At 66.0% G+C, this 25,466-nt stretch carries 28 protein-coding genes and 1 pseudogene; 17 read left to right on the forward strand and 12 right to left on the reverse strand.

Annotation, left to right across the window (positions count from 1 at the left end):
• Window positions 1-68: 68 nt before the first annotated feature.
• Both dprA and tldD read right to left on the reverse strand, forming a co-directional pair.
• On the reverse strand, window positions 69-1,211 hold the full coding sequence (gene dprA / locus ACXAG6_RS08180; RefSeq protein ID WP_475337937.1) for a DNA-processing protein DprA: 1,143 nt from the start codon (window positions 1,209-1,211) through the stop codon (window positions 69-71).
• A 259-nt stretch (window positions 1,212-1,470) separates the two neighbouring features.
• Complete coding sequence (gene tldD, locus ACXAG6_RS08185; RefSeq protein WP_475336902.1) at window positions 1,471-2,889, reverse strand: metalloprotease TldD; 1,419 nt, start codon at window positions 2,887-2,889, stop codon at window positions 1,471-1,473.
• 163 nt (window positions 2,890-3,052) lie between these two features.
• Between tldD and coxB the strand changes: the two genes are divergently transcribed.
• The 12 genes from coxB to ACXAG6_RS08245 all read left to right on the forward strand — a co-directional run bounded on the left by coxB (window position 3,053) and on the right by ACXAG6_RS08245 (window position 14,338).
• Window positions 3,053-3,916 (forward strand): cytochrome c oxidase subunit II, encoded by an 864-nt coding sequence (coxB, locus tag ACXAG6_RS08190; protein WP_475336905.1) that lies wholly within the window; start codon window positions 3,053-3,055, stop codon window positions 3,914-3,916.
• 85 nt (window positions 3,917-4,001) lie between these two features.
• Complete coding sequence (gene cyoE, locus ACXAG6_RS08195; protein ID WP_475336907.1) at window positions 4,002-4,940, forward strand: heme o synthase; 939 nt, start codon at window positions 4,002-4,004, stop codon at window positions 4,938-4,940.
• Window positions 4,937-5,131, forward strand: a complete 195-nt coding sequence (locus tag ACXAG6_RS08200) for a hypothetical protein (RefSeq protein ID WP_140013430.1) — start codon at window positions 4,937-4,939, stop codon at window positions 5,129-5,131. The genes cyoE and ACXAG6_RS08200 overlap by 4 nt, the downstream gene beginning before the upstream one ends.
• Entirely contained in the window at window positions 5,131-5,733 is a 603-nt protein-coding gene (locus ACXAG6_RS08205) for a cytochrome c oxidase assembly protein (protein ID WP_475336909.1), read from the forward strand. Before ACXAG6_RS08200 ends, ACXAG6_RS08205 begins: the two co-directional genes overlap by 1 nt.
• 32 nt (window positions 5,734-5,765) lie before the next feature.
• On the forward strand, window positions 5,766-6,587 hold the full coding sequence (locus ACXAG6_RS08210) for a cytochrome c oxidase subunit 3 (RefSeq protein ID WP_140013432.1): 822 nt from the start codon (window positions 5,766-5,768) through the stop codon (window positions 6,585-6,587).
• A gap of 99 nt (window positions 6,588-6,686) precedes the next feature.
• Window positions 6,687-7,349 carry an SURF1 family protein gene (locus ACXAG6_RS08215; RefSeq protein ID WP_475336911.1) on the forward strand — a complete coding sequence of 221 codons (663 nt, stop codon included), beginning with the start codon at window positions 6,687-6,689 and terminating at the stop codon, window positions 7,347-7,349.
• 10 nt (window positions 7,350-7,359) lie between these two features.
• Complete coding sequence (gene thrC / locus ACXAG6_RS08220; protein WP_475336914.1) at window positions 7,360-8,748, forward strand: threonine synthase; 1,389 nt, start codon at window positions 7,360-7,362, stop codon at window positions 8,746-8,748.
• Between the two features lie 29 nt (window positions 8,749-8,777).
• Window positions 8,778-10,007: a M16 family metallopeptidase gene (locus ACXAG6_RS08225; RefSeq protein WP_475337939.1), complete on the forward strand. Its 1,230-nt coding sequence runs from the start codon at window positions 8,778-8,780 to the stop codon at window positions 10,005-10,007.
• A complete protein-coding gene (locus ACXAG6_RS08230) occupies window positions 10,007-10,594 on the forward strand; it encodes a GNAT family N-acetyltransferase (protein WP_475336916.1) in 588 nt (195 codons plus the stop codon). Before ACXAG6_RS08225 ends, ACXAG6_RS08230 begins: the two co-directional genes overlap by 1 nt.
• Window positions 10,595-10,659: 65 nt before the next feature.
• A complete protein-coding gene (locus ACXAG6_RS08235) occupies window positions 10,660-11,487 on the forward strand; it encodes an MBL fold metallo-hydrolase (RefSeq protein ID WP_475336918.1) in 828 nt (275 codons plus the stop codon).
• 31 nt (window positions 11,488-11,518) lie between these two features.
• Window positions 11,519-12,937, forward strand: coding sequence for an FAD-binding oxidoreductase (locus ACXAG6_RS08240; protein ID WP_475336920.1), 1,419 nt, complete (start codon window positions 11,519-11,521; stop codon window positions 12,935-12,937).
• Between the two features lie 174 nt (window positions 12,938-13,111).
• Window positions 13,112-14,338, forward strand: coding sequence for an Hsp70 family protein (locus ACXAG6_RS08245; RefSeq protein ID WP_475336923.1), 1,227 nt, complete (start codon window positions 13,112-13,114; stop codon window positions 14,336-14,338).
• An 85-nt stretch (window positions 14,339-14,423) separates the two neighbouring features.
• Here ACXAG6_RS08245 and ACXAG6_RS08250 read toward each other — a convergent pair whose 3' ends face one another.
• Genes ACXAG6_RS08250 through ACXAG6_RS08260 form a run of 3 tightly spaced genes read right to left on the reverse strand, consistent with a single transcriptional unit; the run spans window position 14,424 to window position 15,876 of the window.
• Complete coding sequence (locus ACXAG6_RS08250; protein WP_140013440.1) at window positions 14,424-14,954, reverse strand: adenine phosphoribosyltransferase; 531 nt, start codon at window positions 14,952-14,954, stop codon at window positions 14,424-14,426.
• 4 nt (window positions 14,955-14,958) lie between these two features.
• A complete protein-coding gene (locus tag ACXAG6_RS08255; protein WP_475336925.1) occupies window positions 14,959-15,342 on the reverse strand; it encodes an HdeA/HdeB family chaperone in 384 nt (127 codons plus the stop codon).
• Window positions 15,343-15,402: 60 nt separating this feature from the next.
• A complete protein-coding gene (locus ACXAG6_RS08260; RefSeq protein WP_475336928.1) occupies window positions 15,403-15,876 on the reverse strand; it encodes a DUF2269 family protein in 474 nt (157 codons plus the stop codon).
• Between the two features lie 150 nt (window positions 15,877-16,026).
• Between ACXAG6_RS08260 and ACXAG6_RS08265 the strand changes: the two genes are divergently transcribed.
• Entirely contained in the window at window positions 16,027-16,515 is a 489-nt protein-coding gene (locus ACXAG6_RS08265) for a LysM peptidoglycan-binding domain-containing protein (protein ID WP_475336930.1), read from the forward strand.
• On the opposite strand, the gene ACXAG6_RS08270 is transcribed toward ACXAG6_RS08265, so the two are convergent.
• The gene (locus ACXAG6_RS08270; protein ID WP_475336933.1) at window positions 16,512-16,898 is read right to left on the reverse strand and encodes a hypothetical protein; all 387 of its coding nucleotides are present in this window, start codon (window positions 16,896-16,898) and stop codon (window positions 16,512-16,514) included. The two genes, ACXAG6_RS08265 and ACXAG6_RS08270, sit on opposite strands and share 4 nt — an antisense overlap.
• Before the next feature lie 82 nt (window positions 16,899-16,980).
• Between ACXAG6_RS08270 and hemF the strand changes: the two genes are divergently transcribed.
• Window positions 16,981-17,859 (forward strand): oxygen-dependent coproporphyrinogen oxidase, encoded by an 879-nt coding sequence (gene hemF / locus ACXAG6_RS08275; protein WP_475336935.1) that lies wholly within the window; start codon window positions 16,981-16,983, stop codon window positions 17,857-17,859.
• Window positions 17,860-18,117: 258 nt separating this feature from the next.
• On the opposite strand, the gene ACXAG6_RS08280 is transcribed toward hemF, so the two are convergent.
• Together ACXAG6_RS08280 and ACXAG6_RS08285 are read right to left on the reverse strand one after the other, a co-directional pair.
• Window positions 18,118-19,392 carry an SDR family oxidoreductase gene (locus tag ACXAG6_RS08280; protein WP_475336937.1) on the reverse strand — a complete coding sequence of 425 codons (1,275 nt, stop codon included), beginning with the start codon at window positions 19,390-19,392 and terminating at the stop codon, window positions 18,118-18,120.
• Entirely contained in the window at window positions 19,389-20,009 is a 621-nt protein-coding gene (locus tag ACXAG6_RS08285) for a LysE family translocator (RefSeq protein WP_475336939.1), read from the reverse strand. Before ACXAG6_RS08285 ends, ACXAG6_RS08280 begins: the two co-directional genes overlap by 4 nt.
• Before the next feature lie 135 nt (window positions 20,010-20,144).
• On the opposite strand from ACXAG6_RS08285, the gene ACXAG6_RS08290 reads away from it, so the two are divergent.
• Entirely contained in the window at window positions 20,145-20,801 is a 657-nt protein-coding gene (locus tag ACXAG6_RS08290) for a trimeric intracellular cation channel family protein (RefSeq protein ID WP_475336941.1), read from the forward strand.
• Complete coding sequence (locus ACXAG6_RS08295) at window positions 20,795-21,229, forward strand: ion channel (protein WP_475336942.1); 435 nt, start codon at window positions 20,795-20,797, stop codon at window positions 21,227-21,229. The genes ACXAG6_RS08290 and ACXAG6_RS08295 overlap by 7 nt, the downstream gene beginning before the upstream one ends.
• 25 nt (window positions 21,230-21,254) lie before the next feature.
• Here ACXAG6_RS08295 and ACXAG6_RS08300 read toward each other — a convergent pair whose 3' ends face one another.
• Entirely contained in the window at window positions 21,255-22,085 is an 831-nt protein-coding gene (locus tag ACXAG6_RS08300; RefSeq protein ID WP_475336943.1) for a protein NO VEIN domain-containing protein, read from the reverse strand.
• Window positions 22,086-22,174: 89 nt separating this feature from the next.
• Here ACXAG6_RS08300 and ACXAG6_RS08305 point away from each other — a divergent pair, with 89 nt between their 5' ends.
• Window positions 22,175-22,984 carry a DUF6635 family protein gene (locus tag ACXAG6_RS08305; RefSeq protein ID WP_475336944.1) on the forward strand — a complete coding sequence of 270 codons (810 nt, stop codon included), beginning with the start codon at window positions 22,175-22,177 and terminating at the stop codon, window positions 22,982-22,984.
• Between the two features lie 64 nt (window positions 22,985-23,048).
• Here the strand turns inward: ACXAG6_RS08305 and ACXAG6_RS08310 are convergent, their stop codons facing one another.
• From ACXAG6_RS08310 to ACXAG6_RS08320, 3 genes and pseudogenes are all read right to left on the reverse strand, one after another.
• Complete coding sequence (locus tag ACXAG6_RS08310) at window positions 23,049-24,560, reverse strand: di-heme oxidoreductase family protein (protein ID WP_475336945.1); 1,512 nt, start codon at window positions 24,558-24,560, stop codon at window positions 23,049-23,051.
• 105 nt (window positions 24,561-24,665) lie between these two features.
• A complete protein-coding gene (gene bfr / locus ACXAG6_RS08315) occupies window positions 24,666-25,151 on the reverse strand; it encodes a bacterioferritin (protein WP_140013455.1) in 486 nt (161 codons plus the stop codon).
• Window positions 25,129-25,393: pseudogene (locus tag ACXAG6_RS08320) on the reverse strand ((2Fe-2S)-binding protein); the annotation flags it as partial. The pseudogene ACXAG6_RS08320 and the gene bfr, both read right to left, overlap by 23 nt.
• Between the last annotated feature and the right edge of the window lie 73 nt (window positions 25,394-25,466).

Here is a 25,466-nt window from a genome sequence, read left to right on the forward strand (position 1 = left end):
GTTGTCAATGGAGCCATTCACGCCCCGCGCCGAGCCATCGCGCGGGCGCGCGTGGAGGCGGCAAAAAATCACGCAGTCTTTATGATGAGCCCGCCGGGCTGGCGGGTGATCTGGCCGTCGAGCTCGAGCGAGAGCAGGTTTTCAGAGAGGCGTTGAGCGGGCACGGCGAGATCGCGGGCGAGTTGATCTTCGGCCACGGGAGCGGGGCCGATGAGGCCGAGGATGCGGGCGTGGAGGGCGCGGGTGCTGGCCGGGCTTCGGCGGGGTGGCTGGGGCAGGTCGACGGGTGCGGGGGCCGGGGCGGACGCGGATTGGGGGCGGGGCGCGGCCTGCGGGCCGAGGGCTTCGATCACGTCATCCGCGCCGCGCACGAGGGTGGCCCCGTCGCGGATGAGCAGGTTGCAGCCCGAGGCGCGGGCATCAAACGGGTGGCCGGGCACGGCGAGCACTTCGCGGCCATGATCCAGCGCCATGCGGGCGGTGATCAGGCTGCCCGAGCGGGCCCCTGCCTCGACCACCACCACGGCGCGCGACAGGCCGGAGATGATGCGGTTGCGCTTGGGGAAGTGGCGGGCCTGGGGCTGGAGACCGGGCGGCTCTTCGGACACAACGAGGCCGCCCTCGGCGATCTGCGCCATCAGGGCGGCGTTTTCCTGCGGGTAGGTCACATCGACCCCGCCCGCGACCACGGCGATGGTGCCGCCCTCCAGCGCCGCCTTATGCGCCTCGGTATCCACGCCGCGGGCGAGGCCGGAGGCGACCACATGGCCAGCCTTGGAGAGTTCGGACGACAGCCGTGCGGCCATGCGGCGGCCGAGCGAGGAGGCGTTGCGCGCGCCGATCACGGCGAGGGTGGGCTGGTTGAGCAGGGTGAGGTCGCCCTGCGTCCAGAGCAGGGGCGGGGCATCGGGCAAATCGCGCAGGGCGGTGGGATAATGTGGCTCACCTGCGGCGATGAGGCGGGCACCGGCGCGCTTGCCGGCGGCCAGTTCGCGGGCGGCCAGATCGCGGGGGAGGGGCTGGTAGCTGCGGACACCGGCGGCGGCGGCAACCTCTGGCAGCGCGGCGAGCGCGGCCTCGGCGGTGCCATGCTCGGCCATCAGCCGGTAGAATGTGGTGGGCCCCACCCGCCGTGAGCGCAAGAGACGAAGCCACGCCAGCCTATCTTCTTCCGAGGTGGGTGGTGCGAGGGGGGGTGGGGAAGAAAACAAATCCACGCCAACGTCGCTCCGTCTGCTTGCAGGATTGGTTTTAGACTTAAGTGGTTAACTGGCCCTTAACGCACCGTGAGATTCTGGGCGGAAATGAGAAATTTCTTTCTGCTCTGCCGCTCGGTCCTGATTTTGTGACCGTATATCAGAGCGTTAGAGGCGCCCGCCCGGAATGCTCGGCGTCTTCCGGGCGTAGCCTTGCCAAAATGGGCCCGCTTCGGGCAGCCAAACTGCCCGAAACAGGGTTAACGCGGCGAACTCACCCCGCCGCGCCGCCCACCGTCAGCCCGCCGATCCGGAGCGTGGGCAGGCCCACGCCCACCGGCACCCATTGGCCCGCCTTGCCGCAGGTGCCGATCCCCGGATCGAGCGACATGTCATTGCCAATGGAGGTGATGTTTTTCAGAGAGGTCGCCCCGTCGCCGATGAGGGTGGCCCCCTTTACCGGCGCGCCGACCTTGCCGTTTTTAACCCGGTAGGCCTCGGTGCAGGAAAACACGAACTTGCCGGAGGTAATGTCGACCTGCCCGCCGCCGAAGCCCACGGCATAGAGCCCGTCTTCCAGCCCGGAGAGGATGCTCTCGGGGCTTTCGGAGCCGCCCAGCATGTAGGTGTTGGTCATCCGGGGCATCGGCGGGTGGGCGTGGCTTTGGCGGCGACCGTTGCCGGTGGCGGGAACGCCCATGAGGCGGGCGTTCTGGCGGTCTTGCATGTAGCCCACGAGCACACCGTCTTCGATCAGCGTCGTGCGCGACGATGGCGTGCCTTCGTCATCCACCGAGATAGATCCGCGCCGGTCGGGGATGGTGCCATCGTCCACCACGGTGACGCCGGGCGCGGCCACCTGCTGACCCATCAGACCGGCGAAGGCAGAGCTGCCCTTGCGGTTGAAATCGCCCTCCAGCCCGTGCCCCACGGCCTCGTGCAACAAGATGCCCGGCCAGCCGGGGCCGAGGACAACATCCATTGTGCCGGCAGGCGCGGGCTCGGCAGAGAGGTTGACCAGCGCGATTCGGAGCGCCTCGCAGGCGGCGGGCTGCCACATGGCAGGGTCGATCAGCCCGCCGAGCGCCACGCGCCCGCCGCCACCGTGGCTGCCGCTTTCGCGCCGCCCGTTCTCTTCAACGATGAGCGACACGTAGATGCGGGTCATCGGCCTTGTGTCGGAAACCTTGGTGCCGTCGGGGCGCAGGATGACCACCTCTTGCAGCGCCGCCGAAAGAGAGGCCGAGACCTGCACAACACGGGGATCAAGCGCGCGGGTGAAGGCGTCTATCTCGGCGAGGGTGTCGATTTTCACGGGAAATTCGACACCCTCGATCGGGTCGGAATCACCATAGAGCTTGCGGTTGGTGGCCTGGGGGCCGGGCGCAAGCACGCCGCCGCCGTCGCCCACGGCGAGCCGCGCCGTCTCGGCGGCGCGCAGCAGGGCCTTCTCGGAAAGTTCGGTGGAATGGGCATAGCCCGAGGTTTCGCCCTTCACGGCGCGCAGGCCGAATCCCTCCGACGCATCGAAGCTCGCCGTCTTTACCCGGCCATCCTCGAACACGAGGTTTTCAGACGCGCGGCGCTCTAGGAACAGCTCGCCATCATCTGCGCCATCGGTTGCCGCACGCAGTGCCCGAAGGGCTGCGGCTTCGTCGAGGCTTGTTTCAAAGGGGCGGAAGCTGCTGGACATGGTATCTCCAAGGGTGATTTTTGCGGGTCACGCGCCACATTGCCGCGCTGGAACCGCTTGAGCGATCTGACGTAATATGGTTTGAGACGCGCGAAGGAACAACGGGTGGCCCCGCGAACGCCACCCCGCAGACGCGCTTCATGACAAGCGAAGGGACGTGCCGATGAAGATTTTCAAGCTCCTTGCCGCCGTGACGACCGGCCTGATGATGGCGTTTTACGGCCTTGCCGCCCACGCCCAGGACGGGATTGAGGGGCTCGAAACGATCGGGAAGCCCCATGAGAAGGGGATTGACTGGCAGCCCGCCGCCACCGAGCTGGCGCGTGACATTCACTGGCTGGAAGGCATGGTGAACGTGATCATCATCGCCATCTCGCTTTTCGTGGTGGTGCTGCTTGCGATCATCATCCTGAAGTTCAACAAGAAGGCCAATCCGACGCCTGCGAGCTTTACCCACAACACGCCGCTCGAAATCGCGTGGACGCTGGGGCCGATTTTGATCCTCGTCTTTATCGGGGCCTTCTCGCTGCCGGTACTGTTCAAGCAACAAGAGATTCCGGAGCCGGAGCTGACCATCAAGGCCACCGGATACCAGTGGTACTGGGGCTATGAATATCCCGAAGAGGGAATCGCCTTTGATGCGCTGATGCTTCAGCGCGACGAGCTGGCCGACTACGGCTACGCCGAGGACGAGTATCTGCTGGCCACCGACAACGCGATGGTGATTCCGGTGGATACGGTTGTTGTCGTGCGGGTGACCGGCGCGGACGTGATCCACTCGTGGACGGTGCCGGCCTTTGGTGTGAAGCAGGATGCCGTACCGGGCCGGACCGCCGAGCTGTGGTTCAAGGCCGAGCGCGAAGGCGTTTACTTTGGCCAGTGCTCCGAACTGTGCGGCAAGGACCACGCCTATATGCCGATCACCGTGAAGGTGGTGAGCAAAGAGGCCTATGCCGCGTGGCTGGAGATGGCCACCGAGGAATTCGCCGGGATCAAGCCTTCGGTGAAGGTGGCTTCGGCCGACTGATCAGTTACCGGGCAGCCAAGCTGCTGCCCGGCCACTTGCTACTGCGCGGGCGATGCGAACAGGGCCCGCTAGGGAGGCAGACGATTTGAGCGACGTGAATGCATATGAGCGCACGGAAGAGCCGGGCTTCGGGGACTATGTTGCCCTGATGAAGCCGCGGGTGATGTCGCTTGTGGTCTTCACCGCCATGGTGGGCCTGCTGGTTGCGCCTGTGCCGGTGCATCCGTTTATCGCCTTCACCTCCATCCTCTTCATCGCCATCGGGGCCGGGGCCTCGGGCGCGCTGAACATGTGGTGGGATGCCGACATTGACGCGGTGATGAGCCGGACGCAGAAGCGCCCGATCCCGGCAGGCAAGGTGCAGCCGGGTGAGGCGCTGGGCCTTGGTGTGGCGCTGTCGGGCCTCAGCGTGATGATGCTGGGCCTCGCGGCCAACCTCGCCGCTGCCGCGCTGCTGGCCTTCACCATCTTCTTTTACGCCGTGATCTACACGATGATCCTCAAGCGCTGGACGCCGCAGAACATCGTGATCGGCGGCGCTGCCGGGGCCTTCCCGCCGATGGTGGGCTGGGTTGCGGCCACTGGCTCTGTCAGCCTTGAAGCCGTGCTGATGTTCGCCCTCATCTTCTTTTGGACGCCGCCGCACTTTTGGGCGCTCTGCCTGTTCATGAAGTCGGACTATGCTGACGCCAAGGTGCCGATGCTCACCGTGACCCACGGGCATGACGCAACGCGCTGGCAGATCTTCATCTACACCATCGTGCTGGCCGCTTCGGCCATTGCGCTGGGCTTCACCTCCATCGCCGGGCCGGCCTACATTGCCACCGCACTGGTGATGAACGCGCTCTTTGCCAAGGGGGCATGGGCCATTCTGCGGCGGAGCACCGAGGCTGCGCAGGCTGATGGCTACAAGGTGGAGAAGAGCTTTTTCAAGCTGTCGCTGATCTATCTGGCGCTGCACTTTGGGGCCCTGCTGGCGGACGCTGCCTTGCGGGCGCTGGGTGTGATCGGGGGTGCGGCATGATCCGTGCGGAACACGAAATTCACCAGCGGCGGCTGGGCCGGAACGTGGGCGTTGCGATTTCGCTGATTGCGCTTGTGGTGATTGTTCTGGGGCTGACCTTTGTGAAGGTGACCCGGGGTGGCATTGGCGCGATGGAAGGGTTTGACCATGCGGTTCGCCCGGCGATGACCACGCCAGAGGCGGGCAACTGATGGCCGGGCACGAGCAGAAACCCGAGCAAAAGAACGCTCGCGTGGCGCTTTATGCCGTGGGTGTTGTCGTGTTCATGGGCGCGATGGCCTGGGTGGCGGTGCCGTTTTACAACTGGTTCTGCAAGGTCACGGGCTACGGCGGCACCACCTCGGTGGCCGAGTCGGGCAGCGATGTGGTGCTCGACCGCGAGATCACCGTGCGCTTTGACGCCAACATCGAGGCCGACATGGAGTGGCAGTTCAAGCCGGTGCAGCAGAAGATGACCCTGCGGATCGGCGAAACGGGCCTGGCCTTCTACGAAGCCTACAACCCGACCGGCCGGCCCATTGCCGGCCAAGCCACCTACAACGTTGCACCCTTCGTGGCGGGCGGCTACTTCGACAAGATCGACTGCTTCTGCTTTACCGAGCAGGTGCTGCAGCCCGGCGAGCGGGTGCAGATGCCGGTGAGCTTTTATGTTGACCCGGAGATTGTGAATGACCGCGATGCGAAGTTCACAAACTCGATCACCCTGAGCTATACGTTCTACGAAATCGACCTGCCCGAAGAGCAAGCAGCCCTTTCGCCCAACGCGTCCGACCCGGCGCCGCGGGCCAACTGACCTGAATACAGAGACCGTCCGAGGAACCAAAGATGGCCCACGAAAAGAACCACGACTACCACATCCTGAACCCCTCGATCTGGCCCTTCGCCGGTGCGGTCGCGGCCTTTGTGATGCTCTTCGGGGCGGTGCAGTGGATGTCTCCGCAGGTTGAAAACAACCAGCCCTGGATTTTCCTGCTGGGCTTTGTTGGTGTGCTTTACGTCATGTTTGCCTGGTGGTCCGAGGTGGTGGACGAAAGCCAGGTGGGTGACCACACCCCGGTTGTTGCCATCGGCCTGCGCTACGGCTTCATCCTGTTCATCATGTCGGAGGTGATGTTCTTCGCCGCGTGGTTCTGGAGCTTCTTCAAGCACGCGATGTATCCCATGAACCCCGACATTGATCAGGCCCCCGCCGTCGATGGCGTTTGGCCGCCGGTGGGCATCGAAACTTTCGACCCGTGGCACCTGCCGCTGATCAACACGCTGATCCTGCTTTGCTCGGGCATGGCCGCCACATGGGCGCACCACGCTCTGGTGCATGAGAACAACCGCAAGGCCATGGCCGAGGGGCTGGTCCTTGCCGTGGTGCTGGGCCTGATCTTCACCGTGCTGCAGGCCTACGAGTACAGCCACGCGGCCTTTGGCTTTGCGGGCAACATCTACGGCGCCAACTTCTTCATGGCGACGGGCTTCCACGGTGCGCACGTTGTGATCGGCACGATCTTCCTGTTCATCTGCTACCTGCGCCTGCGGGCCGGGCACTTCACGCAGGAGAAGCACGTGGGCTTCGAGGCTGCCGCTTGGTACTGGCACTTCGTGGACGTGGTTTGGCTGTTCCTCTTCGCTGCGGTTTACATCTGGGGCGGCTGAGTGGTGGGTTTCACCCACCCTACTGGGAGAGGGTGAGACACCAGACAGATTTCAAACGCGGGCTGGAAACGGCCCGCGTTCGGCTTTGAAGGACACCCCATGCGCTACCTCTTCCCAGCCATTCTTGGCATCTGCGGCATCGCCATTCTGGTGAGCCTCGGAACGTGGCAACTGCGGCGGCTGGCGTGGAAAGAGGCGATGCTGGCGGACATCGACGCCCGGATCACCGCGGCACCGGTTGCGGTGCCCGCCGCGCCCGACCCGGAGGCCGACCGCTTTCTGCCGGTGCAGGCCGAGGGCACGCTGGGCGGGCAGGGGATCATGGTGCTGGCCTCGATCAAGCAGGTGGGGGCGGTGCATCGCTTTGTCAGCACGCTGACCACGCCGGAGGGCCGGGTGCTGCTGGTGGACCTCGGCTATCGCAAGGTGATCTCGGCGGATGCCTCCTTTCCGCAGGGCGCGGTCACGGTGACGGGCAACCTGCATTGGCCGGATGAGGTGGATGGCTTCACCCCCGACCCGGACGGCGCGCTGTGGTTCGCCCGCGATGTGCCCGCCTTGGCCGAGGCGCTGGGGGCGGAGCCGCTGCTGATTGTTGCCCGCGAGGTTCGGCCCGGCTCCACCATCACCCCGCTGCCTGTCAGCTCCGTGGGTATCCCGAATGATCACCTCGGCTACGCGGTCACATGGTACGGCCTCGCGCTCGTGTGGCTGGGGATGACACTTTTCCTGATGTGGCGTATCAAGCGCCGCACCGCCTGAAGGACTTCCAATGCGCTATATCTCCACGAGGGGCCAAGCCCCGGTTCTGAGCTTTGAAGATACCATGCTGACGGGCCTTGCCCGCGACGGAGGTCTCTACCTGCCCGAGACCGTACCGACCATGAGCGAGGGCGAGATCGCGGCGCTGGCCGGGGTGAGCTACGAAGAGGCGGTGGCGCGGGTGATTGCGCCCTTCATCGGTGACGCGCTGGGCACGCCGCAGGAGGTGGAGGCGCTGATTGGGCGGGCCTATGCAGGCTTTGGCCACCCAGCGCGGGCGCCGCTGAAGCAGCTGGCGGACAATCACTTTTTGCTGGAGCTGTTCCACGGGCCGACACTGGCCTTCAAAGACTTTGCCATGCAGCTCATCGGCCAGATGTTCCAGACTGTGCTGAAGCGCAACGGGCGCAAGATCACCATCGTGGGGGCGACCAGCGGCGACACCGGATCGGCGGCGATCGAGGCCTTTGCCGGGCTCGACAATGTGGATGTGTTCATCCTTTTCCCGCATGGCCGGGTGAGCGAGGTGCAGCGGCGGCAGATGACGACGCCCGACGCCGCCAACGTGCATGCGCTGGCCGTTGATGGCGATTTTGACGATTGCCAAGGCATGCTGAAAGAGATGTTTGCCGACTTCAGCTTCCGCGACGAGGTGGGGCTTGCCGGGGTGAACTCGATCAACTTTGCCCGGGTTCTGGCGCAGATCGTGTATTACTTCACCTCCGCCGTGGCGCTGGGTGCCCCGCATCGCAAGGTCAGCTTCTGCGTGCCCACCGGCAACTTTGGCGACATCTTCGCCGGGTTCCTTGCCAAGCAGATGGGCCTGCCGATCGACCGGCTGATCGTGGCCACCAACCAGAACGACATTTTGCACCGCTGCCTTGAGACCGGCGACTATGCCAAGGCCGGTGTGAAGCCCTCTATCTCGCCGTCGATGGATATCGAGGTGTCTTCCAACTTCGAGCGGGCGCTGTGGTTTGCTTATGGCAAGGACGGTGCGGCGGTGGCGGCGCTGATGGATGAGCTGAAGGCGGGCAAGTTCCGCGTGAGCGAGAACGCCATGGGCGCGCTGACCGAGCACTACAGCTCGGGTCGGGTGAGCGAGGACGAGACCCGCGCCGAGATTGACCGCATGTTCAAGGAAACGGGCGAGGTCATCTGCCCGCATACGGCAGTCGGCACGCGGGTGGCCCGCGACCACCTTGGCGCGACGCCGCTGGTGACGCTGGCCACCGCCCACCCGGCCAAGTTTCCGGCGGCGGTGGAGGAGGCCTGTGGCATCCACGCTGCCCTTCCCAAGCGCATGGCCGACCTATATGACAAGTCGGAACGGGTGACCCGGGTTGAGAACGACCTTGGCGCCATCGAAGCTCTCATCAGGGAAAGGCGGTCTGCGTGAGCGTGCAAATCGACAGGCTTGGCAATGGAATGCGGATCGTCACCGAGGCGATGCCGGGGCTGGCGAGTGCCTCTGTGGGCCTGTGGATCAACGCGGGTGGGCGGCATGAGCGGCCCGAGCAGAACGGGATTGCCCACTTTCTGGAGCATATGGCCTTCAAGGGCACCGCACGGCGGAGCGCCTTGCAGATTGCCGAAGAGATCGAGGATGTGGGCGGCTATATCAACGCCTACACCGGGCGCGAGATGACGGCCTATTACGCCCGCGTGCTGGAGGCTGATGTGCCTCTGGCACTGGATGTGATTGCCGATATCGTGCTGGAGCCCGCCTTTGACCTGAGTGAGATCGAGGTGGAGCGCGGCGTGATCCTGCAAGAGATCGGGCAGGCGCTGGATACGCCGGATGATATCATCTTCGACTGGCTGCAGGAGGCCGCCTATCCCGAGCAGGCGATGGGACGCACCATTCTTGGCCCGCCTGAGCGGATTCAGGCCTTTGGCCGGGGCGACCTTGCGGGCTTTGTGGCCGAGAACTATGGCCCCGAGCATCTGGTGCTGGCGGCGGCGGGTGCCGTGGATCATGACCAGATCGTCCGGCTTGCCGAGAAGGCCTTTGGCCACCTCACCCCCCGCCCGCGCCGGGTGGAGGAGGGCGCCCGCTTTGTGGGCGGCGAATATCGTGAGATCCGCCCGCTGGAGCAGGTGCATTTTGCCATGGGGCTGGAAAGCCCCAACTACCGTGACCCCGATATCTACACCGCACAGATCTATGCCAGCGCGATGGGCGGCGGCATGTCTTCGCGGCTGTTTCAGGAACTGCGGGAGAAGCGGGGGCTTTGCTACTCGATCTATGCGCAGGCCGGGGCCTATGGCGACACCGGGCTGATGACGATTTACGCGGGCACCAGCGGTGATGACATTGCCGGGCTGTCCGAGGTGGTAATCGACGAGCTGCGCCGTGCGGGCGACGACCTGAGCCATGCCGAGCTGGAGCGTGCGCGCAACCAACTGAAAGCCGGGCTGCTGATGGGGCTGGAAGGCCCGAGCAGCCGCGCCGAGCGGATGGCGCGGATGGTGACGATCTGGGATCGGGTGCCCTCGACGGCGGAGACGGTGGAAAAGATCGACGCGGTCACGCTGGACGATCTGCGCCGCTTTGGCACGCGTCTTGCCTCGGATGCGCCGGCGGCGCTTGCGCTTTATGGCCCTGCCGAGGGTGCTCCCGGCCTGTCGGGCTTGAAGGAGCGCTTGGCAGCCTGATGCGGCTGGGGCGGCGAAAGGTTCGGATCGACACGCCGCGCCTGTTGCTGCGTCCGCCCGCGCATGGCGATTATCGCGACTGGAGCGACTTGCGGCTGCAGAGCCGGGAGTTTCTGACGCCCTGGGAGCCGACCTGGGCCAGCGACCACCTTTCGCGCAAGAGCTTTACCAACCGGGTCTACTGGGCGCAGCGCGCGATTGGCGGCGGTTCGGCGGTGCCGTTGTTCTTGTTTGCGCGGGACGGCGAAGCGCTGCTTGGCGCGATCACGCTGGACAACATCCGCCGCGGCCCGGCGCAATCGGGAACGCTGGGATATTGGGTTGGCGAGCCTTACAAGCGGCGGGGCTACATGCGCGAAGCCATTGAGGCGGTTGTGCATTATGGCTTTACGGTGCTCGACCTGAGCCGCATCGAAGCCGCCTGCCTGCCCGAAAACGCCGCCTCGCGCGGCGCTTTGGAGAAATGCGGCTTCAAGTATGAAGGCGTGGCGCAGAGTTACCTCCAGATCAACGGGCGGTGGCGAAATCATGTGCTTTACGCCAATTTGCGCCGCGATCGCCGGGGGCGGACGGAGGCGGGGGCATAAACTTTTCGTGGGGGAGGTTCGGCGCGGGTATTTTGCGCTAGCCTTGGCCGCAGGAGGCCGCGCCCATGCTCAAACCACTCTTCGCCCTTGCAGGCCTCATCGCCTGCGTCAGCTCCGCCGCCGCGCAAGACAGGCGACCCTCGCATTGCATTGCCTTGGCGCAGAACACGCCGGGGATGGCCTATGTGCAAAAGGCCGCCTGGGCCGATCCAGTGGAAGAAGATGCGGTGCGGATCACCTATGTCGATCATTCGGTTTACGTGATCCAGACGGCGGGCGGGTTGGCGGTGGCGACCGATTACAACGGCTACCTCGGGCCGGAAGACTTTGTGCCGGATGTGGCCACGATGAACCACGCGCACAGCTCCCATTGGACACCCAACCCCGACCCGCGCATTCCCAATGTGCTCAAGGGATGGGGCGATGCCGACGGGCCAGCGGATCATCACCTCGACCTTGGCGAAATGCTGGTGCGCAACGTGACGACCGATATTCGGCAGGGCTTTGGCGGCACCGAGGAGGATGGCAATTCGATCTTCATTTTCGAGGTGGCGGGCCTTTGCATTGGCCACCTTGGACACCTGCACCATGAGCCCAACGCCGAGCAATACGCCGCATTGGGGCGGCTGGATGTGGTGATGGCCCCGGTGGATGGGGGCATGACGGTGGATATTGCCACCATGCAGCGGATCGTCAGCCGGTTGCGCTCTTCCATCGTGCTGCCGATGCACTGGTTTTCGGGCTATTCGCTGGAGCAGTTTCTGGAAGGCATGGCGGGAGAGTTCGCGATCGACCGGCGCATTGGCAGTTCGTTAACCGTGTCGCTCCGAGACCTGCCATCGCGGCCCACCATTGTGGTGTTGCAGCCTGTTGTGCTCTCCGGCTTCGATTGAATTTTGCGCTGAGCCGTGCGTAATGGCTCCCATGTTGAATGATGCGACCCCCGACATTGTAGAAACCTTCCGCGCGGCCCTGCCAGAGGGCGTGGTGCGCGGCGTGGAGCAACGATACCTCGAAGAACCGAGAGACAGGTTAACGGGGCGCGCCGGGGCGGTGCTGTGCCCTGCATCGGTGGAGGAGGTCTCGGCTATCTTGCGGCTGGCTTCGGCGCAGCGGGTGGGCGTGGTGCCCTATGGCGGCGGCACCGGGCTGGTGGGCGGACAGGTTGCGCCGGAGGGGCCGGTGCCGCTGGTGCTCAGCCTTGAGCGGATGACGGCGACGCGAGGGATTTGGCCCGAAGAGGGTGTGATGACCGTGGAAGCGGGCGCGATTTTGCAGGATATTCAGGGCGTTGCGGAAGATGCCGGGCGGCTCTTTCCGCTTTCGCTTGGAAGCGAGGGGACAGCCCGGATTGGCGGGCTTTTGGGCACCAACGCGGGCGGGGTGAACGTGCTGCGCTATGGCAATGTGCGGGAGCTGTGCCTTGGGGTTGAGGCGGTGCTGGCCGATGGGCGGGTGATGTCTGGCCTGAAACGGCTGCGCAAGGACAACACCGGCTATGATTTGCGCAACCTTCTGATTGGCTCCGAGGGCACGCTGGGGGTGATTACCGCCGCGTCCTTGCGGCTGTTTCCCCGCCCCTCGGGCGTGTCGGCAGCGGTGCTGGAGGTGGCAAGCCCGGCGGCGGCGCTGGAACTGCTGGGGCGGGCGCAAGCCCTTGCGGGGCAAGCGATTTCGGCCTTTGAGCTGATCGCGGCGCAGGGGCCGGAATTTTTGGTGGAACATCTGCCGCAGGTGCGCCTGCCCTGGGCCGAGGTGCCCGAATGGAGCGTGCTGATCGAGATCGGCACCTTTGGCGGGCAGAGCGCGCAGGAGCTGCTGGAGCAGGTCTTTGCGGAGGGCTTTGAGGCCGGGCTGGTGCGTGATGGCGTGGTGGCGGCGAGCGAGGGGCAGCGGGCCGAATTTTGGGCGATGCGGGAGGCTTTGCCGGAGGGAAACCGGAAGGTTGGGTCGGTGGTGTCGAACGATATTTCACTGCCGCTGAGCCGGGTGCCGGAGTTCATTGAGCAGGCGGGACAAGCGATTGGAAAGACGGGGGATTTCAGGATCAACTGCTTTGGCCACCTGGGCGACGGGAACCTGCATTACAACGTGTTTCCGGGAGCCGGAAAGGCGCGGGGCGACTATCCTGACAGTGCCTATGAGGAGCTGAAAGACATTATAAATCAGCTGCTTGCAGATATGGACGGCTCGTTCAGCGCCGAGCACGGGCTGGGGCGGGCGAAGGTGGGGGATCTGGAGCGCTGGGGCGATCCGGTGCGGCTGGAGATGATGCGGGCGATCAAGAAAACGCTCGATCCGCTGGGGATTTTGAACCCCGGGGCGGTTGTGCGGCAGGGGTAGGCGGCGCGGCGTTAACCCCCAAAAGCACAGGGCAACATCCTGTGCACAATCCATGCACAACCCATGCAGATGTCAGATGACATAGGCGCGGCCGGTTAACAGACCGGGCGCGGGGGCTTGCCTGCGCCTGCGCCTTGGGGTAGCTGCGGCGCCTTTCGGAAGGGAGCTGCGGTGATGGACAGGCTGGCGATCGACTTTGGCACATCGAATTCGGCGGCTGCCGTCTACGCGGGCGGCGCGGTGCGGCGGCTGCCGGTGGAGCAAGGCGCGGAGACGCTGCCGACGGCGGTGTTCTTCCCCGAGGGGGGCGGTGCGATGCGCATTGGCGCGGCGGCGGGCACGGCGCTGATCGGCGGCGAGGAGGGGCGCTACATGCGGGCGCTCAAAAGCGTGCTGGGCGTGCCGCTCTTCCATGAGAAGCGGTTGATTGAGGGCAAGCGGCGGACGCTGGCCGATGTGGTGACGGCCTTCTTGGTGCAGGTGCGGGAGCGCTCGGAAGAGTTCACCCGGGTGCAGTTCACCCGGGCGCTTTCGGGGCGGCCTGTGCGGTTTCACGAAGACGCGGAGAAGGATGCGCAGGCGGAGGCCGACCTGCGCGGGTGCTATCTTGCGGCGGGGTTTGAGGAGGTCGAGTTTATGCCCGAGCCGGAGGCGGCGGCGCGGGCCTGCCAGGGGATGGGCGCGGCGGGCGGCGTGGGGCTGATCGTGGATATTGGCGGCGGCACCAGCGACTTTACGGTATTTCGCTCGGGCGAAGAGGTGGAGATTGTCGCCAGCCACGGCATTCGGCTGGGGGGCACGGATTTTGACCGGGTGGTCTCTGTGGCTGAGGTGATGCCGCTTTTGGGGCTGGGCGGCGAATTGCGCCGCGAGTTTGGGCCGGGCCTGTTGCCGGTGCCGCGTGCGGTTTTTGTCGATCTGGCGACATGGGCGAAGATCCCGTTTCTTTATGCGCCGGACGTGCGGCGCGAGGTGGCGGGCATGGTGAAGCTGGCGGTGGAGCCGAAGCGGTTGGGGCGGCTGGCGACGGTTCTGGAGGACGAGCTGGGCCATGAGATGGCCTTTGCGGTGGAGCGCGGGAAGATTGCGGCGAATGATGCTGGCACTGGGCGGATCGGCATGGGGATGGTTGAGTCGGGGCTGGCGGCCGAGCTGAGCGCGGCGCGGATGTGCGAGGTGCTGGGCGAAGCGCAGGCGGCGCTGGGCGGCGCGGCGCGGGAGGTGCTGGCGCAGGCCGGGGTGGCACCCGGCGAGGTGGGCCGGGTGGTGCTCGTGGGCGGCTCGAGCCTGATGGGGTTTGTCGAGGCGGAGATGCGCAGCGTTTGCCCGGGGGCGGAGGTGCTGCGCTCGGAGGCGTTCACGGCGGTGGTGGACGGGCTGGCGATGGCGGCGGCGGGCTAGGCTGGCGGGGGAGGGGGACGCAGCCTAGAGGGGCAGTGGTGGTGGGCAGATTGCCCACCCTACGGTGTTGGGGATGGCGCGCGCGTTATTCGCCTTCGTAGGAGGTGAGGGCGTGGACTTCCATGCCGAGGCCTTCGAGGCGTTTGCGGCCGCCGAGGTCTGGCAGGTCGACGATGAAGGCGCAGCCGGTGATGACGCCGCCGAGGCGCTCGACCAGTTTGATCCCGGCTTCCGCCGTGCCGCCGGTGGCGAGCAGGTCATCGACCAGCAGGATGCGCTCGCCGGGCTGGATCGCGTCGTCATGCACCTCCATCACCGCCTCGCCGTATTCCAGCGTATAGGCCTCGGAGATGACCGCGCCGGGGAGCTTGCCCTTTTTGCGGATCGGCACGAAACCGAGGCCGAGCTGGTGGGCGATGGCCCCACCGAGGATGAAGCCGCGCGCCTCCAGCCCAACCACCTTGTCGATTGGCTGGCCGGCGTAGGGGTGCAACATCTGGTCAACGCAGAGGCGCAGGCCGCGCGGATCGGCGAAGAGGGTGGTGACATCGCGGAACATGATCCCCTCATGGGGAAAGTCTGCGATAGTGCGGATGTAATCAGCGACGGTCTTCATCGGCTTACTCGGAGGCTTCGCCTGCGGCGGCGCCTTCAGCCGCGCCCTCTTCGGATTCCTTGAGGGAGTTCTGCACGATGGCCTCTGTCACCTGAAACAGCATGGCGTTGGGGTTCTTCTGGCATTCGGCGAGGGTGATCTCGACGATCTTGCCGCCGCCGACTTCCTGCATCTTGTCGAGGAACGCGGTGGGCTGGCCGATGGAGGCGTGGCTCCAATAGCCCAGAATCCAGCCTGCCACCTGCCCCTGATCAGAGATGTTCTGGGTCACGAAGGCGGCGCGGGCGCGCTCGCATGTCCAGCGGCCGGTGCCCATCATGAAGGCCTCGGCAAAGGCGGGCGCGGTGGTTGCGACGCAGAGGGCGGCGGCGAGGATGGTGCGATACATGTGAAGTCTCCCGTGTCGGTCGCGTCATTGGTAGCGGGGCGGGGCCGGGATGAACAGGGGTCACCAGAGCGACGGGCGGGCGACCATGAGCCAGAAAACGCCCATTAGCGCGGCGAAGGCGGGCCAGCCGAGAGCGAACCAGATGCGATAGGCGCGGCGGGCTTCTGCCGGAAGGGGCGCACCGGTGGCTGCGGCGGTGCGGGCGAGGGAGCGGATGCGGATTTGCAGGTGCACCACGGGTGCCCAGCAGAGAAAGGCGAGGAGGTAGAGAGCATAGGTGAGCAGCAGCCACGGCTCGGTGAGGCTATAGCCGAGCGTGTGGATCAGAAGCAGGCCGGTGAGCGGCTGCACCACCCCGGCGGGCGTGGTGAAGAGCCAGTCGGCCAGCACGACGTGGTGGGCGGTATGGGCGATGCTTTGGGCGTTGCCGGTGCGCATGGCCATGACCATTTGAAACGCCGTGCCGATTCCGGTGCCGAAGAGCACGGTGGAAGAGAGGATGTGGAGCCACTTTAGGGTGAGGTAAGGGTCCATGTTGTGCCCTTGCGGTGAGCGTGCGGGGGGATGAAGCGGCAAAGGGGCTGCCGGGTCAAACAGTTCGGTAGAGGGCGGGGCGATTTTGTGCTAGGGTTGCGCGTGAGCTTGCCCCTTGGTTCCGGCCCCTGCCGGAGGAGTGAGTTTGCCATGTCCTCGACCCTTGATATTCAGCAGCCGCAGCCGTTTGACCTTGTTGGCCAGACGATCCTGATTGCCGGAAACGCCGCCGCTTTTGAGGGGACGCTGACCATCAGCGTGACCGAGGGGCATGACGAATACGCGGGGTTCACCTCGGTTGGGTCGTTAGGGCTGCGGCAGTTTCAGGGGCAGATCGAGATACCGGCGAGCAACAGCTTTCAGCTCAACCGGCTGTTCGTGACGCTGGCCGATGATACGGGCAATGAGAATGGCCCTTCGGTAACGATCCCGGTGCTGTTTGGCCCGCGCATCCTGCCCGGCTATCGTGGCTGGCAGCCCTATACGGTGCAGCCGGGGGATACGCTGAGTTCGATTGCGCAGGCGCAGTATGGCAATGGGAACTTCCAGCCGATCTTCGAGGCCAACCAGCATGTGCTGGCCAATCCGAATGTGATTTTTCCCGGGCAGGTGCTGCGGATACCGCGCGACGATATCTAGCCTTCGGGGTAGGCGCGCTGGCAGGCGGCGAGCTGCGCGCGGGACTCGCGCTCGAGCTGGTCGCGCTTCACGATCATATTGCGCAGTTTGCGCTGCTCGGCGCCCGGGTCGATCGCCACCTGCTTGTTGCGGTAGCGGGTTTCGGGGCGGTGGCACCATTTGACGCCGACGTTTTCCTTGGAGGAGCCGACGCACATCTGGAAGCTGGTGGCCACATAAGCCTCGCGCTCAATGGCATAGCCGCGGTCGACGTTGGCGCGGGTTTCGGCGATGAGCTCGTTCATCACCCGCAGATCCTTGGTGGCGCGGTTTTCGCAGGCCTCGCGGGGCGTGGCGCAGGCGGCGGCGAGGGGGATGAGCAGCAGGGGCAGAAAATGCCGCATCGGGCGTCCTTTCAATGGCTTGGGCCCCTGTTTAGGCTCGCCGCGCGGATTCGCCAAATCACGAATAAGGGGGAGGCTGGCCATGGATGCTGCGATGAAAGACGAGAAGGCGCGGGCGGCGGCGTGGTTTCGTGCGCTGCGGGACGAGATCGTGGCGGCGTTCGAGGGGCTGGAGGACAGCTTTGAGGGCGAAGGCGCGGCGGGGCGCTTCGAGGTGACGCCGACAAAGCGCGCGGGGGAAGATGGCAGCGATGCGGGCGGCGGGCTGATGAGCGTGATGCGCGGCGGGCGCGTCTTTGAGAAGGTGGGGGTGAACGTGTCAGAAGTGTTCGGCACGCTGGGCGCGGCGGCGCAGAAGGCGATGGCGGCGCGGGGTGTGCCGGGGGTGGCGGAAGATCCGCGGTTCTGGGCGTCGGGCATCAGCCTGGTCGCGCATATGCAGAACCCGCATTGCCCCGCCGTTCACATGAACACGCGGATGTTTTGGACCCCTTCGGCTTGGTGGTTTGGTGGCGGCTCCGACCTGAACCCCTGCATCGAATACGACGAGGATACGGCGCATTTTCATGGGGTGCAGAAGGCACATTTGGACCCGCACGGGGCGCAGCTTTACGCCGAGCTGAAGGCCTGGGCGGATGAATACTTTTTCATCCCGCATCGGGGCCGGGCGCGTGGGGTTGGCGGCATCTTCATGGATGATCGCAACACCGGCGATTGGGAGGCGGATTTTGCCCTGACGCAGGATATCGGGCGGGCATTTTTGCCGGCCTATGTGCCGTTGGTGGAAAAGCGGCGCGGCATGGCTTGGGGCGAGGCTGAAAAGGATGCGCAACTGGTGCATCGGGGGCTCTACGCCGAATACAACCTTGTTTACGACCGGGGCACCAAGTTTGGGCTGGCCACGGGGCATGACGCAAATGCCGTGCTGATGAGCCTGCCGCCGATGGCGAAGTGGGTGTGACTGAGGGGTGCTGACAAGGTGGAGGCCCCGCCAAGGGCCTGCATCGTGGTTTCTGCCCTCCCGGTCGAGGTGTGGCGCTGAGGGCCGCGCCCGACCCTGGGTGGGCGCCTCGCACCGCCTTTACCCCGCGCTTTGCTTGAGAGTCTGAATGCCGTCTGAGAGATGCGTGGCACCATCATTGCGCCCTCCCGGGGGGAGGGTCGGGCGCGGCCCGGGCTTTCAGCCCGCGCCCTGCTTTGGCCGGTGGGCCGAGGGGCTTTAGCGCTCCGTATCTAGCGCGCGGGTGGTGAGCAGCAGGGCGAGGATGGGCAGGTTTTTCAGCAGTGCGCCGTAGGGATCGAGCCAGAGGTGGGGGGCGATTGCCGTGAGACCCACCGTGTAGCCGCCGACCAGCAGGATCTGCGCCCAGAAGGTGAGGCGGGGGTGCCAGTTTCGGAACAGGGCGGCGGCAAGCGCAAGGTCGAGCACGCCGAAGGCGCGGGCGGCGGTGATAAGGGTGTCATCCGGCAGGCCGGTGGCGGCGAGGTCTGGCAGGTAGGCGCTGGGCGGGGTGAAGAGGCCGAGCAGGCCGGAGATCAGCCAGAGCAGCACGAGAGTGAGGCGCAGGAGCGGGCGCAGCAGGTAGAGGCGTGCGTGCCAGAGATCGGCGGGCGAGGGCGGACGTCTGGCGAGGAACTCCGAGGCGCCGGGGAGGGGCTGCGCGGTTTCGGCCAGAACGCCGTGTTCCAGTTGATTGATGGCGGTGGTGGAGAAGGGACCGGCGCGCATGGCGTCTCCGAGGCGGCCCATCAGGCGGGCGAGGGCCATGGGGATGGGCAGCGCGGGCACGGGGCGGAGGCCGAGGTGGGCGCGGGTGGCGGCGGTGAGTTGCTTGAGCGTGAGCGTATCGGCCCCGCCGGTGACGATGGGCTTGGGTCCACCCTCTTCCTCGGTTGCGGTGAGGAGGCGCTGGGCGAGGTCTTCAGCGTGACAGGGGTTGAAGCGGTGCTTGCCGCGCCCGAGGACGGGGGTGAGCAGCGGGAAGGCGGCGAGGCCGCGCAGCACCGCCGAGCCGCCATAGGCCCCATCGGAGAGCACGAGGCCCGCACGCAGGATGGTGAGGCGGTGGCGGCCATTCTCGGAGGCGAGCTTTGCGGTGCTTTCGCCGGTGCGCCGGGCTTGGGCGAAGGGGGTTTGCGCCTCGATGCCTACGGCGGAGAGCAGCACGAGGAAGCTGCCGTGGGGGAGCGCATCATAAAGCGCGGCGGGGGCGTGTTCGTGGACGGCGGCCATGGCGGCGGGCGAACCGGTGAGCAGGCCCGCGCAGTTGATGACGCCGTGGGCGGTGCGGGCGAGGTCTTTCCACTGCGAGGCGGCGTGCCATTTTTCAGCCGTGAGATCGGCGTGGAAGGTCTCAAACCCCAGCGCCTTCAGCGCGGCTGTGCTGCGGGCGATGCAGGTGACGCGGTGGCCTGCGGCGCGGGCGGCATAGGCGACGTGACGGCCGATGAAGCCGTCTGCGCCAAGCAGGAGGATGTGCTTGGCGTCGCTCACGCGCGGCGCAGCATGGCGGTGGCCGCGGCCATGGCCAGCAGCGCGCCGCCGCCGGCGCGGGTGAGCCATGTCAGCACCGCCGGGCGGCGGATGGTGGCGCGCAGGCGGTCGGCGGCGAGGGCGTAGGCCAGAGCGTTGAGGGCGGCGAGGGTGACGAAGGTGGCGGTGAGGATAGCGAATTGCGGGAGCAGGGGCTGCGCGGGGGTGACGAACTGAGGGACGAAGGCGATGAAGAAGGCGATGCTCTTGGGGTTCAGTGCCGTGACGGTGGCGGCGTGGCGAAAGATGGTGGCAGGGCGGGCCTGTTCGGCCTCGGGGCGATCAAGCGAGGCGGCGGGGGCGCGCAGGAGCTTGAAGCCGAGATAGGCGAGGTAGAGCGCCCCGGCCCATTTGAGGATCGTGAAGGCGGTGGCGGAGGCGGCGACCAGCGCGCCGAGGCCCGCGAGGGAGGCGCTCATGGCGATGAGGTCGCCCGCTGCGACGCCACTGGCGCAGGCGAGCGCGGTGCGGCGGCCTTGGGAAAGGGCATAGGAGAGCACCAGCAGCACCGTGGGGCCGGGGATGAGCAGAAGCGCGGTGGAGGCGGCGGCGAAGGCGAGCCAAAGGTCGAGCGGCATGGGTGTCTCCTTTTGCGGAGAGGAAGCCATGGGCGCGCGGGGGCGTCAATGGGGTGGGCGCGGCATGAATGCGCACCCTACGGGGGTTGCGCCCGGATCGCCTGCGAGGTCTGCTTGGCGGCAGGAGGGCGGCACATGTTCGAGACGGTGACGGCGGTTCTGGATTGGTTCGGGCTTTGCGTCTTTGCGGTGACGGGGGCGCTTGTGGCCTCTCGCAAGGAGATGGACGTAGTGGGCTTTGTGCTGCTCGCGGTCGTCACTGGCGTGGGCGGCGGCACGGTGCGTGACCTCGTGCTGGGGCTGTCGCCGGTGTTTTGGGTGGAGCGGCCCGAGGTTTTGCTGGTCTGCGCGGGTGTGGGGGCGGCGGTATTTTTCGTCGCCCATATCCCGGCCTCGCGCTACCGGGTGCTGCTGTGGTTTGACGCTGTGGGCCTTGCGCTGTTTGCCGTGACCGGCGCGGAGCGGGCGCTGGAGGCCGGGGCGGCGCCCTCGGTGGCGGTGGCCATGGGGGTGGCGACGGCGAGCTTTGGCGGCATTCTGCGCGACCTCTTGGGCGGAGAAGAGCCGGTGATCTTGCGGCGCGAAATCTATGTGACGGCGGCGCTGGCGGGCGCGACGGTGCTGGCGCTGGCCGATGGCGCCGGGGTGGCCCGCGAAATCGCGCTGGGCGCGGGCTTTGCGGTGGCGCTGGCGCTGAGGGCGGCGGGCCTGTGGTGGGGCCTGTCGCTGCCGCGCTACCGGGGCCGGCCCGGGCGGGAGGTCTCCGAGATCGAGGGAGATGGGGAGTGCTGATCCAGCTGGTTCTGGGCTCGGCCATCATGGGGCTGACAACGGTGGTGGCGGCGCTGTCGCTTTGGGGGCTTGAGGTGTTTCTGGCCCGCATCCACGCTTGGGTGATCCGCCCGCCGCAGGGCCCGCGACTGGTGGCGGCGGTTTCGGCGGTGATGCTCTGGACCATTCTGGTCATGTCGGTCGCGGTCTGGATCTGGGGGCTGGCCTTCTGGGGGCTGGGGGTGTTCGTGACGCTGGAAGCCTCGATTTACTTCTCGCTTGTTTCCTTCACCACGCTGGGCTTCGGAGACATCCTGTTGCCGCTGGAGTGGCGCCTGCTGGGCGGGCTGGCGGCGGCGAACGGGCTGTTGGTGTTTGCCCTGCTGGCGGCGATGCTGGTGGAAACCCTGCGCCAGACCCGGTTGCGGCAGCGGGGAGACCGGGGGTAGGGCGGCAAGTGAAGCGACGACTTTCCTAATCGAACCCGGCGCGGAAACTGGTGGCCGTCAGGGTGACGTGGTGCTCCAGTGGTGGGCGGAGTTCGAAGAGACCCGGCGCTCGAGCGAAGTTGTAGAGACGGAAGAGGTGCCACTCCTCGCGGCGGGCACTGGCCACATTCAACTCATTTTGGGAGATATGAAACGGGGTGCGGTCTGGCCCGTTTGTTGTTTTGACTTCCAGCAAGCGTGGCTGACCATCGGGGGTGAAGCTCGCGATATCAAAACCTGCGCCATCTCCTTCTTCGCGACTTGTCCAGACGACCTGTTTTGCCAGATCTCCGCGTCCAGCGCGGCGCAGACTGTCTTTCTCGTGCTCAAAGGCCAGTTCCTCTCCAGCAGTGCCAAGCGCGCGGTTTCTTTCGTCACGAGCGGCCACGTCGAAATGCCGAGCTATGGCGCGGACTTGCTCCTCTTCTTCCGTTGGAGGAGCATTGCGCAGGGTCGGAGCGACGCCTGCAAAGAGCGGCGGACGCTCGCCCATGCCTTGCGGCGCGGCGCGGGGCAGGCGCTCGATCCATTCGGGGTGGTGGGTAAGCCAGCGGTTGATTGCCTCTTTCAGAGAGTCCTGAATGTTGTACCGCGGCAGGTAGCCGGTGAGGATCGGTTGGGCAAAACCGAGGAGGGCAGCAGAGATGTTACAGTGTTTGAACTCTACAGAGCCGCGGGAGCGCCCGGTTTTTGCCTGAAGGGCCCGATTGTGTGCTGCTTTGTTGTAGGCGCGCCCGCAAAGGTCATCAGCGAGCATATCGAAGTAATCCGCGACGATCGCGTCGTTCTCTTCATCTGTCCAAGGTCCTTCTGCCATGATGGCCAGGGTAAGGACTCTTGGCGCAGGGCGGCAAGGGCTGCTCTGCGGGGCTTTCCTTTAGGGCGCGGGCGTCCCACATAGGGGCCATGACGGGTGAGACGCGACAGGTGAGGGTGCGGGGCTTTGTGCGGGAGACTTTCGGGTTTCGTGGCACGCTGGCGTTGCATCGGGCGGCCTTTGGGCTGGATCTGGTGCGGGCACCGGTCAACGTGGTTTTGGCGCCGGTCTTCCTGCTGGTGAAGCTGCTGGGGCTGATTGCGCGGTTGTGCCGGGCGCGGCGGCTAGCGGGGTGGCTGCTTTCGCGGCGGTTGCTGTTTGAAACCGCTGTGAGCCGGAAGGTGGCGGCGCGGGTGCGGGGATTTGTGGCCGAGTTGGACGCTGCGGGCGTGGGGCCGGGTGCGCCGGAGCCTTTGGTTGCGCAAGCGGTGGAGGATTACGTGGGCGTTCGCAACGCGGTGGCCGAGATCACAACGGTGCTCTTTGTGCTGCTGACGGGGTGGGCGCTGTTCCATTCGGCCACGCTGGGTGTGATTTCGCTCGCCGGGCCGGTGGCCGATATGCGGGCGCAGGCGCTGGCGATTGAGAATTACTGGGCCGGGCAATGGCTGGGGCAGGTTTACTTTGGCTGGTTTCCGCGCTCGCTGGACCCGTGGCAGGTGGTGGCGACAGGGGTTGTGCTTGCGATGGCGGCCTCGCTGGTGACGACCTTTGCCGGGCTACTGGCGGACCCGGTGCAGCTTTGGCTGGGTGTGCATCGGCGGCGGATGATGCGGCTGCTGGCGCGGCTGGATCGGCAGGCCGCGAGCGCCACGGGCCTCAGCCGGGAACATGCGGTGGCGCGGCTGGGTGACCTTACCGATATTGCGCTGGCGCTTTGGCGGGCGATGCGGCCCTGACGTTTGTGGGCGCCATGCGTTTGCTCGCCTGTCTTGTCAGGTTTTGACAGGCAAGTCGCTGATTTCAGAGGGAATTGAGGTAGCGCAGGAGGGCGGCGCGGTCTGCCGGGGGCATGGTTGCCACCTTGTCACGCTGGGCCTGTGCCTCGCCGCCGTGCCAAAGGATCGCCTCCAGCAGATTGCGGGCGCGGCCATCGTGGAGGAACTGGGTGTGGCCCGAAACCTGCTCTGTCAGGCCGATGCCCCAGAGCGGTGCGGTGCGCCATTCGCGGCCCGTTGCCCTTGCCTCGGGGCGGTGGTCGGCCAGCCCTTCGCCCATGTCGTGCAGCAGGAAGTCGGAGTAGGGCCAGATGAGCTGAAAGCTTTGCTCGGGCTGATCGGTGAGCCGGTGGGTGACGAATTTGGGGGTGTGGCAGCTTGTGCAGCCTGTTTCGTAGAACACCTGCTTGCCACGCAGCACCTGCGCGTCATCGACGGCGGCGCGGGCGGGGACGGCGAGGTTGCGGGAGTAGAAGGTGACGAGGTCGAGCCCGTCAGCCGCGATCTCGAAGCCGCGCGCATCCTGATCGCCGTGGGGGGCTTGCTGGCAGGCGGCTTGGGCGAGCGCGCAGTCGCCCGCGCCATTCGGGTGCAGGGGCGAGCTGATGCCGATGTCACCGGCGAAGGCGGCGGCGGATTGCTCGCGGATGGTCGGCATCCCGGCCTTGAGGCCGAAGCGGCCGAGCATGGGTTTGTCATGCTCCAGCGACCAGACGATGTTGGCGCGGCCCGAGATGCCGTCGTTGTTTTTATCGTCGGGGTCGGCGTTTGCGAGGATGTCGGCGGCGGGGATCGCTTCGATCAGGCCGAGGCCGATCATTTGGGGCGCGACGCGGGGGGAGAGCATGGCCTGCGGGTGGAGCGGGCCCCAGCCGAGGCTTTCGGCGGTGTAGGTGGGGGCGCGGAGGCTGGCCGCTTCACCGCCTGACAGCTCGACCGGGATTTCCTCGTAGGTGATGCCGAGGCGGTATTCTGCGGGGATGCCGGGCAGGGAGTGGTCCTGCATCTGGCCGCCGTAGGTGGGCTCAGGGAGGGTGGCGATGTAATCGGCGATCTCTTCGATCCCGTCCTCCGGGCCGCCGGGGATGGAGATGCGCAAGAACATGGTGGTGCCGTCGTCCTCGCCGGGCACCGGCGGGTGGCCGCGCCCGTCTTTCAGGTGGCAGCGCTGGCAGGAGCGGGCGTTGTAAAGCGGGCCGAGGCCGTCGGAGGCCAGCGTGGAGGAGGGGGCGGAGACCCAGAGCTTGCGGAAGAGGCCGTTGCCCAGCTTGAAATCGAGCTCGCGGGCGAAGTCGATGTTGCCGGAGGGCTGGGAGAAGGCATCGGCGTTGTCGCGCCGCCGCACAGTGGCCGCGCCGCCGGGATTTTGCTCGAAGGCTTCGGGCGCGGTGAAGCTGGTGGTGGGGGCGGTGACGGCAGCAATGCGGGCGGCTTCGGCCTCGGTGCGGGGGGCCACGGGCAGGTGATCGTCGGCCAGGGTTTGGGCCATGGCAGGTGTGGCCAGCAGGGCGAGGAGGGCGGAGAGGCGGAGGGGCATGGGCATGGCAGGCGCGTTCGGTTGGTGGGTTTCACCCACCCTACGGCGGGTGGGTGACGGGTTTATGCAGGGGTTACGCGCGAGCCCCCGGATTTATTCGTGGCCCTATTCGGCGTCCGCAGCGGTGGAGGCGTTGATCTGGGCGTAGTTCTGCTCGCCCACGCGGTCGTGCAGATCAAGCTGGGTTTCGAGGAAGTCGATATGGCCTTCTTCGTCGGCCATCAGCTCCTCGAACAGGTTTTTCGACACGTAGTCGCCCACGCTCTCGCAATGGTCGCGCGCTTCTTTGTAGAGCGTGCGGGCCTCGTGCTCGGCGGCAAGGTCGGCTTCCAGCATTTCCTTGGGCGTCTCGCCAATGCGCAGCGGATCGAGCTTTTGCAGGTTGGGGTGACCTTCAAGGAAGAGGATGCGGGTGATGAGCTTGTCGGCGTGGTGCATCTCTTCGATGCTTTCCTCGCGCGATTTGTCGGCAAGGCCCTTGAGGCCCATGTCGTCCTGCATCCGGTAGTGCAGCCAATACTGGTTGACGGCGGTCAGCTCTGACCGGAGTGCTGCGTTCAGGTATTCGATGACCTTTTCGTCGCCTTTCATGCGCTCTTTCCTCTCATGCGATCTGTTCTGAGGCCGCGCAATTCGGGCGGAACCTCCAAGTTGGTATTAGCACGCATGGTGGAGAGAAACAGGGGCATACAGCCGCCGCAATCGGCGCGTTTGCCGAGCGCGTGGTAGATTTTGCCGGGGGTGATGATCGTTTTCGGGTCGGCGGCGCGCATCCAGTCGATGGCGGCGTGGATATCGCGATCATTGATGCTTTGGCAGTGGCAGACGATCATTTTGGCAGGCCCTTGGCTGGCTGTGCTGTGGCGTGCGGGGGCGCGGCGGAGCGCCCCCGGGGGTGTTTTGTGA

The organism is Vannielia sp. ABF1_015, assembly GCF_056160745.1.